Genomic DNA, 15,380 nt, shown 5'->3' on the forward strand with positions numbered 1-15,380 from the left:
TACCAAACCGCTTCAATCCGGGATGCCATTACCATGTTAGTCTGGTATTTACGTAAAAAACGCCGCGCGTAACATGACTTATATGTATCGCAACTAAATAAGTAACAAAGGCTGCTCCTTAGTAGAATATCAACTGAAGGATGCAGCCTTTTTGCTAGTCTATTCGGGCGGCGGGCTTGGCGCGGGAATGCGTGAGCGAGATTCTGGCGGCGAGGACAAAGGGAACTACAGAGCTATATTTTGCCAATACGCTGCGTGTTGGCACGCGAATGTGAACTATGGACCGCTAGTTTGACATTTTTGGCCAAAAATAGGGTCTGACGGGCAGATACGGCCCTGTCGTTCCCATTCGGTACTCAAATTGGCTGAATTCGCAAAAATAGCGGATTACAGTTCCCTTTAGATGTGAAGAAACATTGCGCGGAAAGGGTTGGGTGGCGTACAAATTGCATTCGACTGTGCGCTCACGAGTCTCCAAGAAGGGACATTGCGCCGTCAAAGCGCATTCGGTTGCACGAAAAGTAAAATCAACAAATAATCGAACTTAACAATTCATAGGAACGCAGCCGCTTATCGTAATCAGCAATCGGCGTAACAACCAAAAATTCTTCGACGCCGCATCGCTGTGCCAGCCGCTCCAATTGTTCCCGTACGCTAGCCGCAGTGCCCAGGAACATTCTGCGCTGGGCTAGAGTCTGACCCTCAACGCCAGTTCCAGCGCTAGCGCCACCCTCCCCGTATCCTGCCGACTGCAACCAAGGCATTCCAACAGCTAAAGCCCGCGCCTCCTCCTCCGAATCGGCACAAACTACACCGATCGCGATGATGACACGGGGGCGCTCGCTTTGAACGGACGGCACGAATTTCTCCCGATACCCGCTCACAACTTCCAAAGCATCGCTATCGCTCATAAACTGCCCAAATACATAGCCGGTTCCATGCTCTGCAGCGAATGCAGCGCTTTTGCTGTTCGTGCCAAGCATCCACACGTCTGGCGGAATCGATGGCACCGGCCTTGCCGCTACCGGCTGCCCTTCACATGCAAACCGGCCTTCCAGCAAGGCCATTAACGACTTTAACGTTTCAGGCAGCTGACGAACGTTCTCCAGGAAGTTGCCGCTAAGCGCAATAGCGGCATTGGCCGATCCGCCGGGCGCCCGCCCGATGCCAAGATCGATCCTGCCAGGATACAAGGAAGCCAGCATATGAAAATTTTCAGCCACCTTCATAGGCTTGTAATGCGGCAGCAGCAGCGCTCCTGAGCCGATGCGGATACGATCAGTCCGCGCGCCGATATGCGCCAAAAGAACCTCGGGCGACGTACAAGCCAGCGAGGGCATATCGTGATGCTCCGCGACCCAATAACGCGAATAGCCCCATTTTTCAGCCTGTCCAGCCAACTTGACAGCTTGCTCATAGGCTGTGCCTACATCTGCCGGAGCGATGACGGGCACAAGATCTAACACACTTAGCTTCACTCGAATGTTCCTCCCTATTCCTCATCACTTTCTCATTATGCACATGAAGAGTGTGTTACGCCAATTGACGCTAACGATTTACCGCCTTCTTCGCACAAAGAAGCCCCGCCAATTCCGCATCCGGAAGAGGCAGGGCTTGCTTTTTATTCAGGCTTCCAAATCTTAAACCGGCCGCTCAGCGCCTGCATTCAGAACGTAATATCGCGTTTCCCTTACCTTATGATGAATTAGCTTACAAGGCTTCGCCCTTGCCGCCATCAACATTGACGGACGTTCCCGTCACATAAGAAGCCGCTTTAGACGAAAGGAATGTAATGACGTTCGCTGCTTCTTCCGCATCGCCGATACGGCCAAGCGGAATGTCATGCCTTGCATCTCGCGCGTACTCGTCCCAAGTCAGCTCGGGAGCTTCCCGCTGCCAGCCTTTCTCCAGCTGATCGCTGCGAATCTTTCCGATACAAACCGTGTTGACACGAATGCCATCCCCGGCAAGATCCTTGCTCATCGCATTGGTTAAGGCAAGTCCTGCCGCACGGCTTACACTTGTGGGCAAGGAGGAAGCCGGCGGCGTTTTGGCAGCGGACGTTGTTATATTCACAATGGAGCCGCCTCCGGCTTGACACATATAAGGAATCGCAAAGCGGGAGCAATGAATCGCCCCAAACAGTTTCAGCTCAAGATCGTGCCGCCACACCTCTGTAGCCACCTGTTCAAAAGGCTTCGCTGCGGAAGTCCCGGCATTATTCACCAAAATATCGATGCCCCCGAATGCTTCAACCGTTTGCTCAACGGCGCGTTTACAATCTTCCTCAGACGTGACATCCGCCTGAATCGTTAGCACGTTGCTATCGGTTAAACTCGCAATATGTTTGGCAGCTTCCTGGAGCTGCTCCTCATTACGCGCACAAATGGCAACCTTTGCTCCCTCGCGGGATAACGTTATTGCTGTCGCCAAACCAATCCCTTTACTCCCGCCTGTAATTAAGGCGACCTTCCCCTGCAATCCCAAATCCATTGCTTCATCATCCTTTCATTGACACCAGAGTAGTTCATGCATATTAATCTAGCATACTCCTTTTGCAGGGATTTTTACAAATGATTGTGTATGCCCGTTGCAAAAAAAAGAGAGGCACGAGGCCTCTCCTTCTTCATGTTAAGCATTCAAATAAACGGCTTTCCCCGTACGCGCCGATTCATAAATAGCTTCTAGAATTTGCGAAACGACGTATGCTTGCTCAGGCGTTACGACAGGCTCCGAATCCGTTTCAATCGCCTTGATCCACGTGCGCATTTCCAGATCCGCATCGCTTTCTTTGGCTCCATCATAGAAAGCAACTCCGCCGGCTTTCAGATCCACTTCGGTTGTATACAAACGGCTGTGTTTCTCGCCATTGATGCGAAGTCCGCCTTTCATGTCTGCGCCGCCTTCCGTTCCGCTCAGCGAGCACTTGGCTTCGTCGACTTCAAGCGTATTCAACGCCCAGCTGGATTCCAGCATGATCGTCGCTCCGTTTTCCATTACGATCATCCCGAAAGCGGAATCTTCCACCGTGAACTTGCTCGGATCCCACGGACCCCATGCGTTGGCGGCATTCTCCTTTTGGGATAATTCGTGGTAGGACGTTCCCAACACAACTTTCGGCTTATAGTTATCCATCATCCAAAGCGTTAAGTCCAGAGCATGTGTCCCGATATCAATTAACGGGCCTCCTCCTTGCTTTTCTTCATCCAAGAATACGCCCCATGTCGGAACGGCACGTCGGCGAATCGCATGCGCTTTTGCAAAATAAATGTCGCCAAGCTCCCCTTGCTCACAAACACGCTTCAAATGCTGGCTATCCGCACGGAAACGGTTGTTGTAGCCAATTGTAAGCTTCTTGCCCGTGCGTTTGGCTGTTTCAGCCATACGCTTGGCATCTGCCGCTGTTTTCGCCATCGGCTTCTCGCACATAACATGCTTGCCTGCCTCCAGCGCCGCAATTGCAATTTCAGCATGCGAATCATTTGGTGTAAGAACATGTACGATATCTATCGTCGCATCTGTTAATAGTTCTTTGTAATCTTCATAGACTGTAGCGCCTTCTGCGCCGTATTTGTCCGCCGCCTTTTCCGCGCGCTCGCTAACGATGTCACAGAATGCGACAATTTCAACATTTTTCAGCTTGCTCAAGCTCGGTAAATGCTTCCCGTTTGCAATTCCACCGCAACCAATGATACCAATACGGAAAATACGTGACATAAGATTACCTCCAAAGTAGGTTAAATTTTATAGTTAATTAGGAAGTTCAATGGTGACTTCGCGTTTCTGGAGAGAGGAACGGATTATACCGTCAATAATCGCTTGATTCCGGACAATCTGCTCACCTGGAATCGGCGCTGGCTTGCCGTCGCGAACCGCTTCAACGAAATCGCGGACTTTTTCATGAAACAGATTCTTTTTGTGCTCTACGATCGGAATTTGACTTTCGGTATGATGTCCCAGGACATCATGGAAGTACGTAATGGATCCTACAGATCCGTCAAAAACGCCGCTCCATGGCCCTTTACCGGCAGGCGTCACTTTAAGTCCGCCATCTGTTCCGAGGAACAAGGTCGGTCCTAATGTGTCCATATGCATGGCCCATGAGATTTTAAAATTCAGCACGAGATCGTCTTCAAATCGGATCATCGCAACACCGAAATCCTCCACATCGAAGCGCGCTGCTTCTTTATGATATAAAGGGTTCGTCCCAAAAAAGTTAGAACTGTAGGCGGATACGGTAAGCGGTTTCGGATAACCCATTGCGTTTAGCGCCATATCGAGCGAGTAACAGCCAATATCAGCCATCGCGCCGGCACCGGCGATTTCTTTGGAGATGAATGTACCGCCAGGCATGCCTCTTCGTCTTCCGCCGCCGGTCTCTACGTAGTACACCTTGCCTAACTGACCGGATTGAACCACATCTTGAATGACTTTCATGTTAGGATCATATCTCGGTTGGAAGCCTACATTCAGCATAAAGCCTGTCTTCTTCGACGTTTGTGCCATTTCTAGGGCTTCTTCCAATGTAACGGACATCGGCTTTTCAAGCATTACGTGCTTGCCTGCCAGCAAAGCGTCTACCGTCGTACGGTGATGAGCCACATTCGGCGTGCAAATACTTACTCCGTCAAGGTCCAACTCCAGCAGTTGCCGGTAATCATCAAAAGCTTGCGCTGATGAAAGCTGCCAAAAATCAATAAATTGCGCCGCTTTGCCAGGTACAGCATCTGCGACCGCTACAATCTCTACATCCTCCAGCTCTCGGTAGGCTTTAACATGAGCGCCAGCAATACCGCCGCCGCCAATAATGCCGATTTTCAATGTTTTACTCATCCCATTACCTCATCGCTACATGTAATATTAAGACATCCTACTTAAATGTAGCATAGGAATAATCGGATTTTTAGTCTAACATTAGGACAAATAGATTAAGAAATTGCGACATGACAAAAATACTCTTTGCACAGCCTAACTTATGGCACACGATTGAGCTGCACATAGGCTTGATTGGACATCCTTGGATTTTGTCTAATTTCCTCCAAGGAAACAGCCACTCAAGGCGCCGAATTACTTGCTTCATTGGCCCCCCAGCTTCACGGCTTGTCTAGAAAGAGCACGGAGAAGCCCCTAATCTATTGCTTAAACCCTAAACAAATAAGACTACCATCAACTAGATTTATCTACTTGATGGCAGCCTCACTCAGGCAGTTCCTTCACGATCTGCTTGCTTACACGCTCCCGTCGCCGCCTGTTTTTTTCTGCGCATCCTCCAATAGGCTCCGATAAGCTTGGTGCTCCGGGTGATCACGTACCAAGTCCTCATAGTAGCGAGTGACCCGTTGAAAATAGTAAGGATGAACATCTTGCGTCGGTACAAGCCTGTAAGGATCCCAACGATACGTTTGCACTTGATAGGCTTTATCGTGCTCCTGCACCCAAAGTGCAAGTTCACATAGTCCATCTCTCCCGTCCCGGGTTGGCATATCCTCAATTTCCAAATGGTTATACGTCGTTCCGGGAGGAATCATCCGTTGGAAACCGCTTGCCGTCCACTGGATAATGTCGAGCTCAGAGCGAGTCCCCTCCTGCAGCCAGCCTACGATGACATCCCAACCCTCTCTGCGCGAAACAGGCGCTGCGACAAAATCTGTCACTTCCCTAATTCCTCCCGTGGCAGCGGATGCGATAGGAAACCAGTTACCAGAATAATCCTTGAGTGAAAACAGGTACTGGTTGTCTAAAAATCTATACATTGCCGTGATTTCGGGAGAGCCATCACCATCTACGTCAGCATACAAGATCGCCGCGGGATTCCCTTGCTGTTGCAGCTGTACAATCTCTGCTTCTTTCGGGATACAGCTTCGGACGACGGAAAGGAAATCAATCGGGGTCAAACTCATGGTCATCCCTCTTTTCGCATCATTTTCAACTAAAGTATATGCGTAAGTGGACTTGACCCATGAACAATTCAACCGGATCGGAACAACAAAAGACCATGCATCTCAACAAAGCTGAGGTACATGGTCTTATTTACGCTTTAGGCACTCCCTTGATACACCTGCGTCTGATGGACACAATGGATGAAACGCACTGTCTGCGTTTCGGCTCTCATCACGACCGAATGAGTCTCCGCACGACCACCGAACTGGTACTTCACGCCGCTCAGGAAATCGCCTGAGGTCACTCCTGTAGCTGCGAAGTAAATATCGGATTCTCCGATAAGATCGCGCATGGCAAGCACTTTTGATGGATCTGCAATCCCCATTGCCATGCAGCGTGCAATCTCTTCATCATTGTCCGGCAGCAGCCGTCCTTGAAATTCGCCGCCCATGCAGCGCAGTGCAGCAGCAGCGAGCACGCCTTCCGGCGCTCCCCCCGAACCCACATGCAGATCAACGCCCGTCTCGGGAAACGCTGTCGCCATGGCGCCCGCCACATCGCCATCACTGAGCAAATGAATTTTGACGCCTAGTGTGCGCAGAACCAGTATTTTGTCGGCATGCCGTTTTCGATCCAAAATGGACACGGTTAGCTCTGTTATGTCTTTTTGCAGCAGTTCCGCCGCTTTGCGCACTGTAACTTCAAGCGGATCCTCTAACCGGAGATGACCGGCTAAACGAGGACCTACTGCCAGCTTCTCCATATACATATCCGGAGCATGCAGCAGATTCCCTTTCTCAGCAATGGCAACCACGGAAAGCGCATTGTTTCTGCCGCTAGCGACAATATCTGTTCCCTCGAGCGGATCTACTGCTACATCAAATTCCGGACCCGCGCCGCTGCCAACAGACTCGCCAATGTAGAGCATCGGGGCTTCATCCATCTCCCCTTCTCCTATCACAACAGTTCCACGAAAAGGAATGGAGCTAAAAATAGAACGCATAGCAGAAGTTGCCGCTTCATCAGCGCTATGTTTATTCCCTTTTCCAGTCCACCGTGCGGACGCTAAAGCAGCATATTCTGTAACTCGGACAATTTCCAGTGACAAATCTCTTTGCATACATCCATTCACCCTTTCTATTTGGAGTTGTTTTGAGTATTCAAGTTCTATCGGCCAATATGAGCCCTGCTGTTTCCTCAATTGCTTTCTCACTGACATCGATAACTTGACAGCCAAGCTCACGATACAATTTCATCGCAAAAGCCAGCTCTTCTTTCACCCGTTCCCCTGTCGCATATTTGGCACCAAAGGGAAGCCCGACTGCTTTCAAACGTTCGGTACGAATGCGCACTAGATGATCAGGATTCATCGTTAAACCGATTAGCTTCTTTGGATCTAATTCATATATAATGGCAGGCGGCTTCACCTCGGGAACAAGCGGGTAATTGGCCACCTTATTTCCTTTATGCGCCAAATAGATGCTGAGCGGTGTTTTGGAAGTCCGGGAAGGCCCCAACAAAACAATATGGGCGTGACTCATCGCACTGGGATCTTTACCATCGTCACTATTTACCGTGAACTCAACCGCCTCTACGCGCTGATAGTATTGCTCATCCAATTGGTAGAGCAGACCCACTTTCCGCTTCGGCGAATCTTTGAACGTATCAATGAAAGCCTGCATCATTGGCCCCATAATATCAATGGCATTGACGCTGAGCCGGATCGCTTCCTGCCGCATCATCTCCCTAAGTTCAGGCAGCACAAGCGTGTAAGCAATAAAACCATTTACTTTGGATGCTTCTTCCACTAAGGAACGCACTTCATCTTCCGTTCGGATCGACCCGAAGCGTTTAACCTGCACTTGGCTGGCATTAAATTGACGGATTGTTGCTTGTACGACGGTATTCGCCGTTTCCCCCACAGAATCCGAACAAACGAAAATCGTATGCATCTTCTCTCCCACTTGCACTCCTCCTGATTAAGTCCCCAGCGCTACTTCGAGCAGCAATTTGGTCATCGTCGTTTTCGTAATTCGGCCAACTACTTCATCATGGTCCAGATCAGGCGCTGCGGGCTTAACGACAGGCAGTCCGTCGACTTGATGATGAATCATTTTCCGAGCTGCCTCTAGCACGCTATCGTCAGGCTTCACCGTAACAATGTTCGGATGCCTAGTCATGACTAGTGAAACGGGCATTGAATTTGCCGTGGATTGACCCAGCGTAACCTTAAGTAAATCCTTTCTTGAAACAATACCGACTAAGGCCCCCACTTGATTTACAATCATTAAACTGCCTACATTTTCGAGAAAAAGTGTCACAACGGCATCGCTGACTGTAACGGTTTCCCTTAACACAACGGGAATGCCCATGACATCTTTAACTTTCAGCGCTTCGATATGCTTGAATGGTGAGTTTACCTCAAGCGCAGCCTTTCCGAGAAAATAACCGACTTTGGGTTTGGCATCGATATGCTGAAGCATCACCAAAACGGCTAAATCCGAACGGATCGTTGGACGGCTGATGCCTAAAAGCTCAGCGATACGTTCCCCCGTAATCGGGGCATGTTTGCCCACTAGATCAATAATTTCCAACTGGCGGGTAGTAAGCTCGATGATATTTCCCTCCTAAACGATTCAAAACCACCTATATAGTGTGTTCTATTTTTTATATATTGTATATTATATAGCATAATAAAGTAAAATAATATTGTTTATAGCACATAAAATAAAATTTTATCAACTAAAAAAATGGATCGATTAACCTTAGGCAAATCAAAAAGCCCCCTATCCACTTCCGCTAAGAAATGAAAGAGAGCTTTATTCGCTTTCTTCAGTACTGCTTATTGAAAAAATACAATCCCCATAATGCCCGCGCCAACAATAATAATAAAAGGATGCAGCTTGTACTTAACAATACCCACGAAAGCGCCGACGGTGATTAATATCGTCGCAATCTGCTGCCAAGTGACCGGGAGCTTTGCCTCGCCCCAGCCCGCCATACCGAAATGAATGGCCGCAAAAAAAATCAGGCCGGTTACCACGGGCTTTAATCCATAAAAAGACGACTTGAACCATTTGTTGTTATGCCATTTATACAAAAACGCCGCCAACAAAATAATTAATAACAAGGACGGAAGCACCATCCCGAGCGTCGCCATAATGGCTCCCGGTATGCCCGCCGTCTCAAACCCGATCAACGTCGCACAATTCGTAGCGATCGGTCCGGGTCCTGTCCCAGCCAAGGAAACGACTTGATTAAAATCTTCCGCTGAAAGCCATTGGTTCCGGCTTACCTCGTGCTGGATGATCGGCATCATCGCGTAGCCGCCGCCAAAGGAGATAAATCCAATTTTAAAGAAAGTAAGAAATAAGTCTAGCAGCAAGCTTCTTCACCTTCCCTCATATGCCGTCTGCTATGAAATAATCCGCGGCTCGATTGGTTATTGGCGCTTGCGAAGACGTTTCTTTGCTCGCGAACGGATCTTTCATTCCCCATTTTTGTTTCAGGAACACGACCGCAATTCCAATCACAAAACCGAAGACAATCATTAAAATTGGCGAAATCGGAAGGAAGAGCAGGACTAGCACGGTGACCACAGCAGCAAACAGCGTCATTTTATCGAAAATGGACGACTTCGCCATTTTGTATGCGGCAGCTGCAATGAGTCCAACGATAGCGGCGTGGATGCCCTCCATAATGGCTTGCATCTTCGGATAATTTTGAAGAAAAGCGTAAACCATACTAAGGACCATGACAATCAAAAAGGTAGGAAGCGTAATGCCGATGACGGCTGCTACGGCTCCTCGAATTCCTGCCAAATGGTAACCGACTAAGGCTGATACGTTCACACCTACGCCGCCCGGAGCAGCTCCGGAAATGGCAAGCAATTCCGTCATTTCATCGTCGGACATCCATTTGTTCGTTTCAACCACTTCTCTGTGTATAGCAGGCAGCATGGCATAACCGCCGCCAAAAGTAAGTGGGCTGATCCGCAGGAACGTCCAAAAAATGCTCATTAATTTACGATAGTTATTTATCGGCATGTTGGTTGACCTCCCCTGCACTTAATTCTATTTTGAACTAAAGAGAGAAGAATGTCCAATCATTTTTACTAATCCTTTCTGTTAATCCCCCTTATAATGCAGGATATAACCGTATTTCCAATCCCGATCATCCCGATTAAAGATGTAAGTTTAATTTATTTTGGAATAAAGGTTGGAAGTTATTTACATAGGGGTAAGCAAGCCATAAGAATACCTAACAATCAAACATGGATGAAAGGAATGATGACGTGATGAGCCGAATGATTCAGGCGTATTTTCACACAGAAAATCAAGCCGAGGACGCTAGGGTGCTGCTGCTGAAGTATGATCCGGAAATGCTCGAAGTTGGAAGATTGTCTGAAGGTTACGGAGGAAGCGGACGTCTTCTGCTTCCCTTTATGGAAGGAGGCGGCCTTATAAGTGAAGCCAACATGAACAACAAGTTTGGATTCGTTGATGTCCTGCCGACAGCAGCGCCAGTGTCTTCCGATGATGTTAATGACGGAGATGTCCATGCGCTTCATTATGTGCTTTCAGCCAAGGTCGCTGATGCCGATTATGCTGGTGCGATAGACTTAATACGTCGCAACCATGGGCATTTAGAGGAGTTCGACGAATAAGAAGTACTTTAATAAAAGATAAACAAGAAAAGAGGCTGCCCTCAAGGTTGATTTACCTTGGGACAGCCCCTTTTCATGCAGCCCTCGTCTGCCGCTTTTTCATCGCATAATTCGTTAAATACACCCCTGCCACAATGCATACTGCTCCTAAGAGATGGTATAGCTTCAACGACTCACCTGTAAAAGCCGTTGCAAAAATCGCGCTGAACATCGGGATGAAATTCAAAAATCCAGCACAACGCTGTGGACCGACTAATTCAATCGCGCGATTCCAGCTTAGAAAAGCAACGATCGAAGCAAACAATCCGATATAAATAAGTCCGGAGACCAAGCCCGAATTCCAAGCAATCTGCGGGGATTTGACTGCCCATTCGATGAGCGAAAGCGGAATCAGCATGACCAAGGCGATGGCAACCTGTGCGAGCAGCAAAGGGCTTGAAGGAATCCGGCCCCCTACTTTTTTCATCCCAACGGAATATAGTCCCCAACAAAGCACAGCTATCAGCATAAGCAGGTCACCTTTATTGAAGGAAAGATGAAGCAGAGCGGACAAGCTCCCTCGACTAATGATCCAACTTACACCGGCCATTGAGATGAGAATACCGGGTAACGCCGACCATGCAAACCTTTCTCTTATGACTAGCCAAGTTAGGATGACCACGATGATCGGTGTAGCGGAGTTCATTAACGAGGCATTGATTGAACCCGTAAATTGTACAGCGACATACGTCAAAGTGTTAAATCCGGCAACTCCGGTCGCAGACAAGAATAAGAGCATTTTCCAATTCCGCAGAAATTCAACACGGAGCCCCCAGGCTTGCTTGCCGTAGAACGGCAGCAAACAAAGAAAAGCAATGCCCCAACGCAAAGCAGCAAGTGTAATTGGGGGAATATGCAGAACAAGCGCTTTACCGGCAACAAAATTGCCTCCCCATATACATGTGGCAAGAACTAAGAGTATGTAGGGGGAACGTCGTATCATGTTGGATCATGCTCCTTTGTAAGTCCATCATCTGATCTTTCACTTGTTTATGATAACATATGACGGAATCGGCAGGGTGATGAGTTTGAGTTATTGAAGGAATGTTCACCCGCAATCGCATAGGACAATGGCAATAGTTACATACTAACGTATGGAAATATTGTGAAATCTGGGTCACAGGCGAAAAGGAGATCGACAAGGATGATCGGAGAATCAACAACGGAAATCAGCCTGCTAGAGCAAACCCGGCAGATGCTCTGCGATTGCTCGGATCTGACATTTCAACATCTCCCGCTTCAGCAAGTCGACCTCGTTTATTTCAGCTATCTTGTCAGTTCAGAAGCTCTGAGAAATGATATCTTGGACCCGCTCAATAAACCTGATGTAAATATGGTTTCGATCCTGTGCAAATCTTCCTTTAAACAAAAACTTCAAGCAAGTGAACTCGTTTATGGTATCCTGAACGGCTGTATTGCTATCTTTTATAATCATAGAGCCTATTTGTATGAAGCATACGCACCTGAATCGCGAACGATACAAAGTTCAGAGACGGAAAGCGTCATTAATGGTCCTATGGACTCCTTCACCGAATCGCTCAGCACAAATCTGTCTTTAATCCGAAGACGTATCAAGGATCCGGCGCTCAAAGCGCTTACCTTCACAATTGGCAGCAAAACAGGCACAACATTGAATCTCCTTTATTTGGAGGATCTTGCAGATTCGCTTCACGTACAGCAGTTGAGCGAGATGATTGAAAAACTCAATGTTCCTGTCATTATTGAAACGAATATCCTTGTTCAACACTTAAGCCCTAGCAAGTTTTCATTTGCACCGCAAATATTAACAAGCGTGCGGCCCGATCATATCATCAATAAACTAACCAGCGGCAAAATTGTCGGACTGCTCGACGGGAGTCAAGTTGCCTTCAGCACCCCAACTTCCTTTATTGAATTTTTTATGTCTCCTGACGATTATTATCAACCTTGGGCCGTCGCCTCCGCTGTTCGTATATTACGACTTATTGCCTTATTCATAACGCTCAGCTTCACCGCAATCTATGTATCACTAGTCACTTATCATTATGAGATGATTCCGCCATCGCTGTTGCTAAACTTAATGGAATCCCGTAATAGAGTACCTTTTTCGCCGTTAGTAGAAGCCATTTTTATGGAAATGACCATTGAACTTCTTCGTGAAGCAGGGGCACGCTTACCTACCAAAATCGGGACCACCATCGGCACCGTCGGCGGAATCGTCATCGGTCAAGCAGCTGTTCAGGCTGGTGTAACAAGCAATATCCTCATTATTTCTGTTGCGATTTCGGCAATTGCCTCCTTTGCCATCCCAAGTTACATCATGAGCGCTTCCATTCGCTTAATGCGATTTGGAATTATTCTATTGGCGGGTCTCTTAGGAAATTTCGGTCTGGTTTTCGGGCTCGGCTGGTTAATCGTTCAACTTTCCAGTTTACATATGTTCGGCCTGTCTTATTTAGCACCTTTAGCACCATCGCAACCAAGTCGATGGCTAGATTTGGTTATTCGAGCGCCTGTTCATATTTTGACTAAAATAAATAAATCTCCCCCCAATAAAACAGACAAATAGGAGACACTCATGCGGGCAAAGCTCCCATTTTTTCAAACCACCATTCTGGCCAATTACATTCAAACCGGTGTCGTCGTATTCAGCCTCCCTCGTCTGCTTGCTGAAAATATCGGGACAAATGGATGGGCCGCTTTACTCATCTGTGCGGCGGTCGCGGCTTTCAATATTTTCTTGATATCGTTGGTATATCGGTTCGGCAAAGGGAAATCCATCTTCGATATCACAAAGTCTGCGCTACCGAAGTTCATTGTGATTCCCTTTTTTTGCATACTGGCTGCATTTTGGGCCATTTCCGGCTGTCTGATCGGTAAAGAATTCATTCTCATTATTACGTCGTTGTCGTTCCGGTCGCTCCACCCAATCTACTTGTATGTGATGTTTGAGTTGCTTGTATTCTTGCTTCTGTCCAAAGGAATTTTTACGATCTCCAATACGGCTGTTATTGCTTTTTTTATTCTTACTTGGAATACTTTACTATTAATTTATGCTCAGAGTGACTTCGATTGGTCACGAATGACTTCCTTTTGGTTTAAGGGCGTCGATCATACACTGAAGGGATGGATCCAGATTTATTCAGCCTTTCTGGGCTATGAGCTCTGTTTGCTTCTGTTTCCCTATGTAGATGAAAAATCACACTTAATGCGTGCTTTTCAAATCGCAAATCTCACTACAACATTCTTCTATACTTTAGTTTGCTTAGTTTCCTTTGGCTTTTTCAGCTTGCATCAACTTCAGCATATGAAATTTCCTGTGCTCAATTTACTTTCTTATGTGGAGCTTCCCTTTGTGAAACGAGTGGATGATTTCGTGTTCAATATCACCATATTGCGAGTTCTCATATCGAATGTTATGTTTGCTTGGGCATCCGCTGAAACGATTAAATGGATCCTGCCGGCAGCGAAGTTCCGTTCTATCCCCTATGTGTTCTTAGCTTTTTGCGCAGCAGTTGCCTTTTTTGCCATACCTTCAACGTTAGAAAAAACAGAGCCTTGGTTACTCAGATTTGGACTTGCAGAAACGGGAATCGCTTTCGCTCTCCCCCTCTTATTAATGATTATCCTGCTCATTAACAAAAGCCGGGGGCAAAATTATGCGTAAATCACTGATTGTCATTCTTTTATTCAGTCTCACAGGTTGTACCCATCAGCAGCAGCGGATTGAAAAATTAGGAATGTCAGATACCGTAGCTTTAGACCCCGCGTATGATGACAATGGAAAGCCATCCGATAACCAATTATCGATTGCCATCTCTATCCCAATCGCTAAAATTGACTCTCATCGCATAGAAGTTTTGCAAACAAAAGCCGGTACACCCAAAGAAGCACGGAACCATTTCGCTCGTAAAATTGACAAAATCATTGTTTCAGGTCAATTGAGAAATATGCTTTTCGGGAAGGATCTAGCTAAACAAGGTATATGGAAGACATTAGACTCCTATCGCCGTGATTATACGGTCGGAGAACGGCTTAAAATCGCCGTTGTAAACGGTAGTGCTGTCGATATGTTGAGCCGTTCTTATGCTCAAATGAATTCTGTAGGCATTCACATTGACCAGCTTCTAAACCAAGAGGCCAAAACTCATGAAGTCCCAAATGTCACGCTGCACAGCTTCGTTCGCGACTTTTTTGATGACGGAATTGATCCAATTGCGCCTTCGATCATCTTAAAAAATGATAATGTAGAAATTGACGGAATCGCCTTATTCAAGAAAGATCGCTACATTGGAAAAATCGCCCCAGACAACACAGTGCTGTTTGCCTTTCTGCACCATAACCTGAATAGTGCCGAATTCGTTACGACCTTTATGGACCAATATTCTGGCCAAAAAGAAAGGGCAATGATCAGCTCCATTGTATCCAAAAGAAAAGTGTCGATCATGAAGCAACTTGCAGGCGGCCTTCCCCAAGTCGTTATACAAATTCGACTAAGCGGAATTATTTTGGAATATACAGGCACATCGACCTTCAAAACCGCAGATGAGCAAAAGGCGCTAAACCAGGACTTATCCAAAGCCATTCGCGAACAATTGCAAGCGATTGTTAACCAAGTTCAGCGAACCGGTGGGGATAACTTGGGAGTTGGCACTTACATAAGAAACAGTATGAGTTTCGACGAGTGGAAGAAGCTGGATTGGGACGCTCTCTATCCAAATGCAGAGATCCGCGTGGAAGTAGACACCAAGATTCGTGACTACGGGATGATCCGGTGACCAACTTTTCATGTCACGTTGACACGTCGCTTTCATTT

The 15,380-nt window shown here is 47.2% G+C and carries 16 protein-coding genes; 5 read left to right on the forward strand and 11 right to left on the reverse strand.

The features are described from left to right. Positions 1-151 precede the first annotated feature (151 nt). Positions 152-295, forward strand: a complete 144-nt coding sequence (locus tag J2Z65_RS06790; RefSeq protein WP_167053416.1) for a hypothetical protein — start codon at positions 152-154, stop codon at positions 293-295. A gap of 232 nt (positions 296-527) precedes the next feature. On the opposite strand, the gene J2Z65_RS06795 is transcribed toward J2Z65_RS06790, so the two are convergent. From J2Z65_RS06795 to J2Z65_RS06840, 10 genes are all read right to left on the reverse strand, one after another. Next, positions 528-1,478, reverse strand: a complete 951-nt coding sequence (locus tag J2Z65_RS06795; RefSeq protein ID WP_167053414.1) for an MsnO8 family LLM class oxidoreductase — start codon at positions 1,476-1,478, stop codon at positions 528-530. Between the two features lie 232 nt (positions 1,479-1,710). Next, on the reverse strand, positions 1,711-2,493 hold the full coding sequence (locus J2Z65_RS06800) for an SDR family NAD(P)-dependent oxidoreductase (protein WP_167053412.1): 783 nt from the start codon (positions 2,491-2,493) through the stop codon (positions 1,711-1,713). A 138-nt stretch (positions 2,494-2,631) separates the two neighbouring features. Further along, positions 2,632-3,717, reverse strand: coding sequence for a Gfo/Idh/MocA family protein (locus tag J2Z65_RS06805; RefSeq protein WP_167053410.1), 1,086 nt, complete (start codon positions 3,715-3,717; stop codon positions 2,632-2,634). A 33-nt stretch (positions 3,718-3,750) separates the two neighbouring features. Next, positions 3,751-4,833, reverse strand: a complete 1,083-nt coding sequence (locus tag J2Z65_RS06810) for a Gfo/Idh/MocA family protein (protein WP_167053408.1) — start codon at positions 4,831-4,833, stop codon at positions 3,751-3,753. A 395-nt stretch (positions 4,834-5,228) separates the two neighbouring features. Then, positions 5,229-5,900, reverse strand: coding sequence for a hypothetical protein (locus tag J2Z65_RS06815; RefSeq protein WP_167053405.1), 672 nt, complete (start codon positions 5,898-5,900; stop codon positions 5,229-5,231). A 137-nt stretch (positions 5,901-6,037) separates the two neighbouring features. Then, complete coding sequence (gene glpX, locus J2Z65_RS06820; protein ID WP_167053403.1) at positions 6,038-7,000, reverse strand: class II fructose-bisphosphatase; 963 nt, start codon at positions 6,998-7,000, stop codon at positions 6,038-6,040. A gap of 40 nt (positions 7,001-7,040) precedes the next feature. Beyond that, a complete protein-coding gene (locus J2Z65_RS06825) occupies positions 7,041-7,832 on the reverse strand; it encodes a pyruvate, water dikinase regulatory protein (protein WP_167054368.1) in 792 nt (263 codons plus the stop codon). 27 nt (positions 7,833-7,859) lie between these two features. After that, positions 7,860-8,498, reverse strand: a complete 639-nt coding sequence (locus J2Z65_RS06830; RefSeq protein WP_420850772.1) for a helix-turn-helix transcriptional regulator — start codon at positions 8,496-8,498, stop codon at positions 7,860-7,862. Positions 8,499-8,722: 224 nt separating this feature from the next. Then, positions 8,723-9,265: a chromate transporter gene (locus tag J2Z65_RS06835; RefSeq protein WP_167053400.1), complete on the reverse strand. Its 543-nt coding sequence runs from the start codon at positions 9,263-9,265 to the stop codon at positions 8,723-8,725. Positions 9,266-9,281: 16 nt separating this feature from the next. Next, on the reverse strand, positions 9,282-9,926 hold the full coding sequence (locus tag J2Z65_RS06840; protein ID WP_167053398.1) for a chromate transporter: 645 nt from the start codon (positions 9,924-9,926) through the stop codon (positions 9,282-9,284). Positions 9,927-10,177: 251 nt separating this feature from the next. Between J2Z65_RS06840 and J2Z65_RS06845 the strand changes: the two genes are divergently transcribed. Next, a complete protein-coding gene (locus tag J2Z65_RS06845) occupies positions 10,178-10,546 on the forward strand; it encodes a hypothetical protein (protein WP_167053396.1) in 369 nt (122 codons plus the stop codon). A 73-nt stretch (positions 10,547-10,619) separates the two neighbouring features. Here the strand turns inward: J2Z65_RS06845 and J2Z65_RS06850 are convergent, their stop codons facing one another. Then, positions 10,620-11,528, reverse strand: a complete 909-nt coding sequence (locus tag J2Z65_RS06850; protein WP_167053394.1) for a DMT family transporter — start codon at positions 11,526-11,528, stop codon at positions 10,620-10,622. Positions 11,529-11,729: 201 nt separating this feature from the next. Between J2Z65_RS06850 and J2Z65_RS06855 the strand changes: the two genes are divergently transcribed. From J2Z65_RS06855 to J2Z65_RS06865, 3 genes are read left to right on the forward strand one after another with little or no spacing between them, the layout of a single operon-like run. Next, the gene (locus J2Z65_RS06855) at positions 11,730-13,133 is read left to right on the forward strand and encodes a spore germination protein (protein WP_167053392.1); all 1,404 of its coding nucleotides are present in this window, start codon (positions 11,730-11,732) and stop codon (positions 13,131-13,133) included. 9 nt (positions 13,134-13,142) lie between these two features. Continuing rightward, on the forward strand, positions 13,143-14,231 hold the full coding sequence (locus tag J2Z65_RS06860; protein WP_167053390.1) for a GerAB/ArcD/ProY family transporter: 1,089 nt from the start codon (positions 13,143-13,145) through the stop codon (positions 14,229-14,231). Then, positions 14,224-15,342: a Ger(x)C family spore germination protein gene (locus J2Z65_RS06865; protein ID WP_167053388.1), complete on the forward strand. Its 1,119-nt coding sequence runs from the start codon at positions 14,224-14,226 to the stop codon at positions 15,340-15,342. Before J2Z65_RS06860 ends, J2Z65_RS06865 begins: the two co-directional genes overlap by 8 nt. Positions 15,343-15,380 lie beyond the last annotated feature (38 nt).

The sequence above is a fragment of the Paenibacillus aceris genome, from assembly GCF_017874035.1.
In the GTDB taxonomy this organism is placed as follows: Bacteria; Bacillota; Bacilli; order Paenibacillales; family NBRC-103111; genus Paenibacillus_E; species Paenibacillus_E aceris.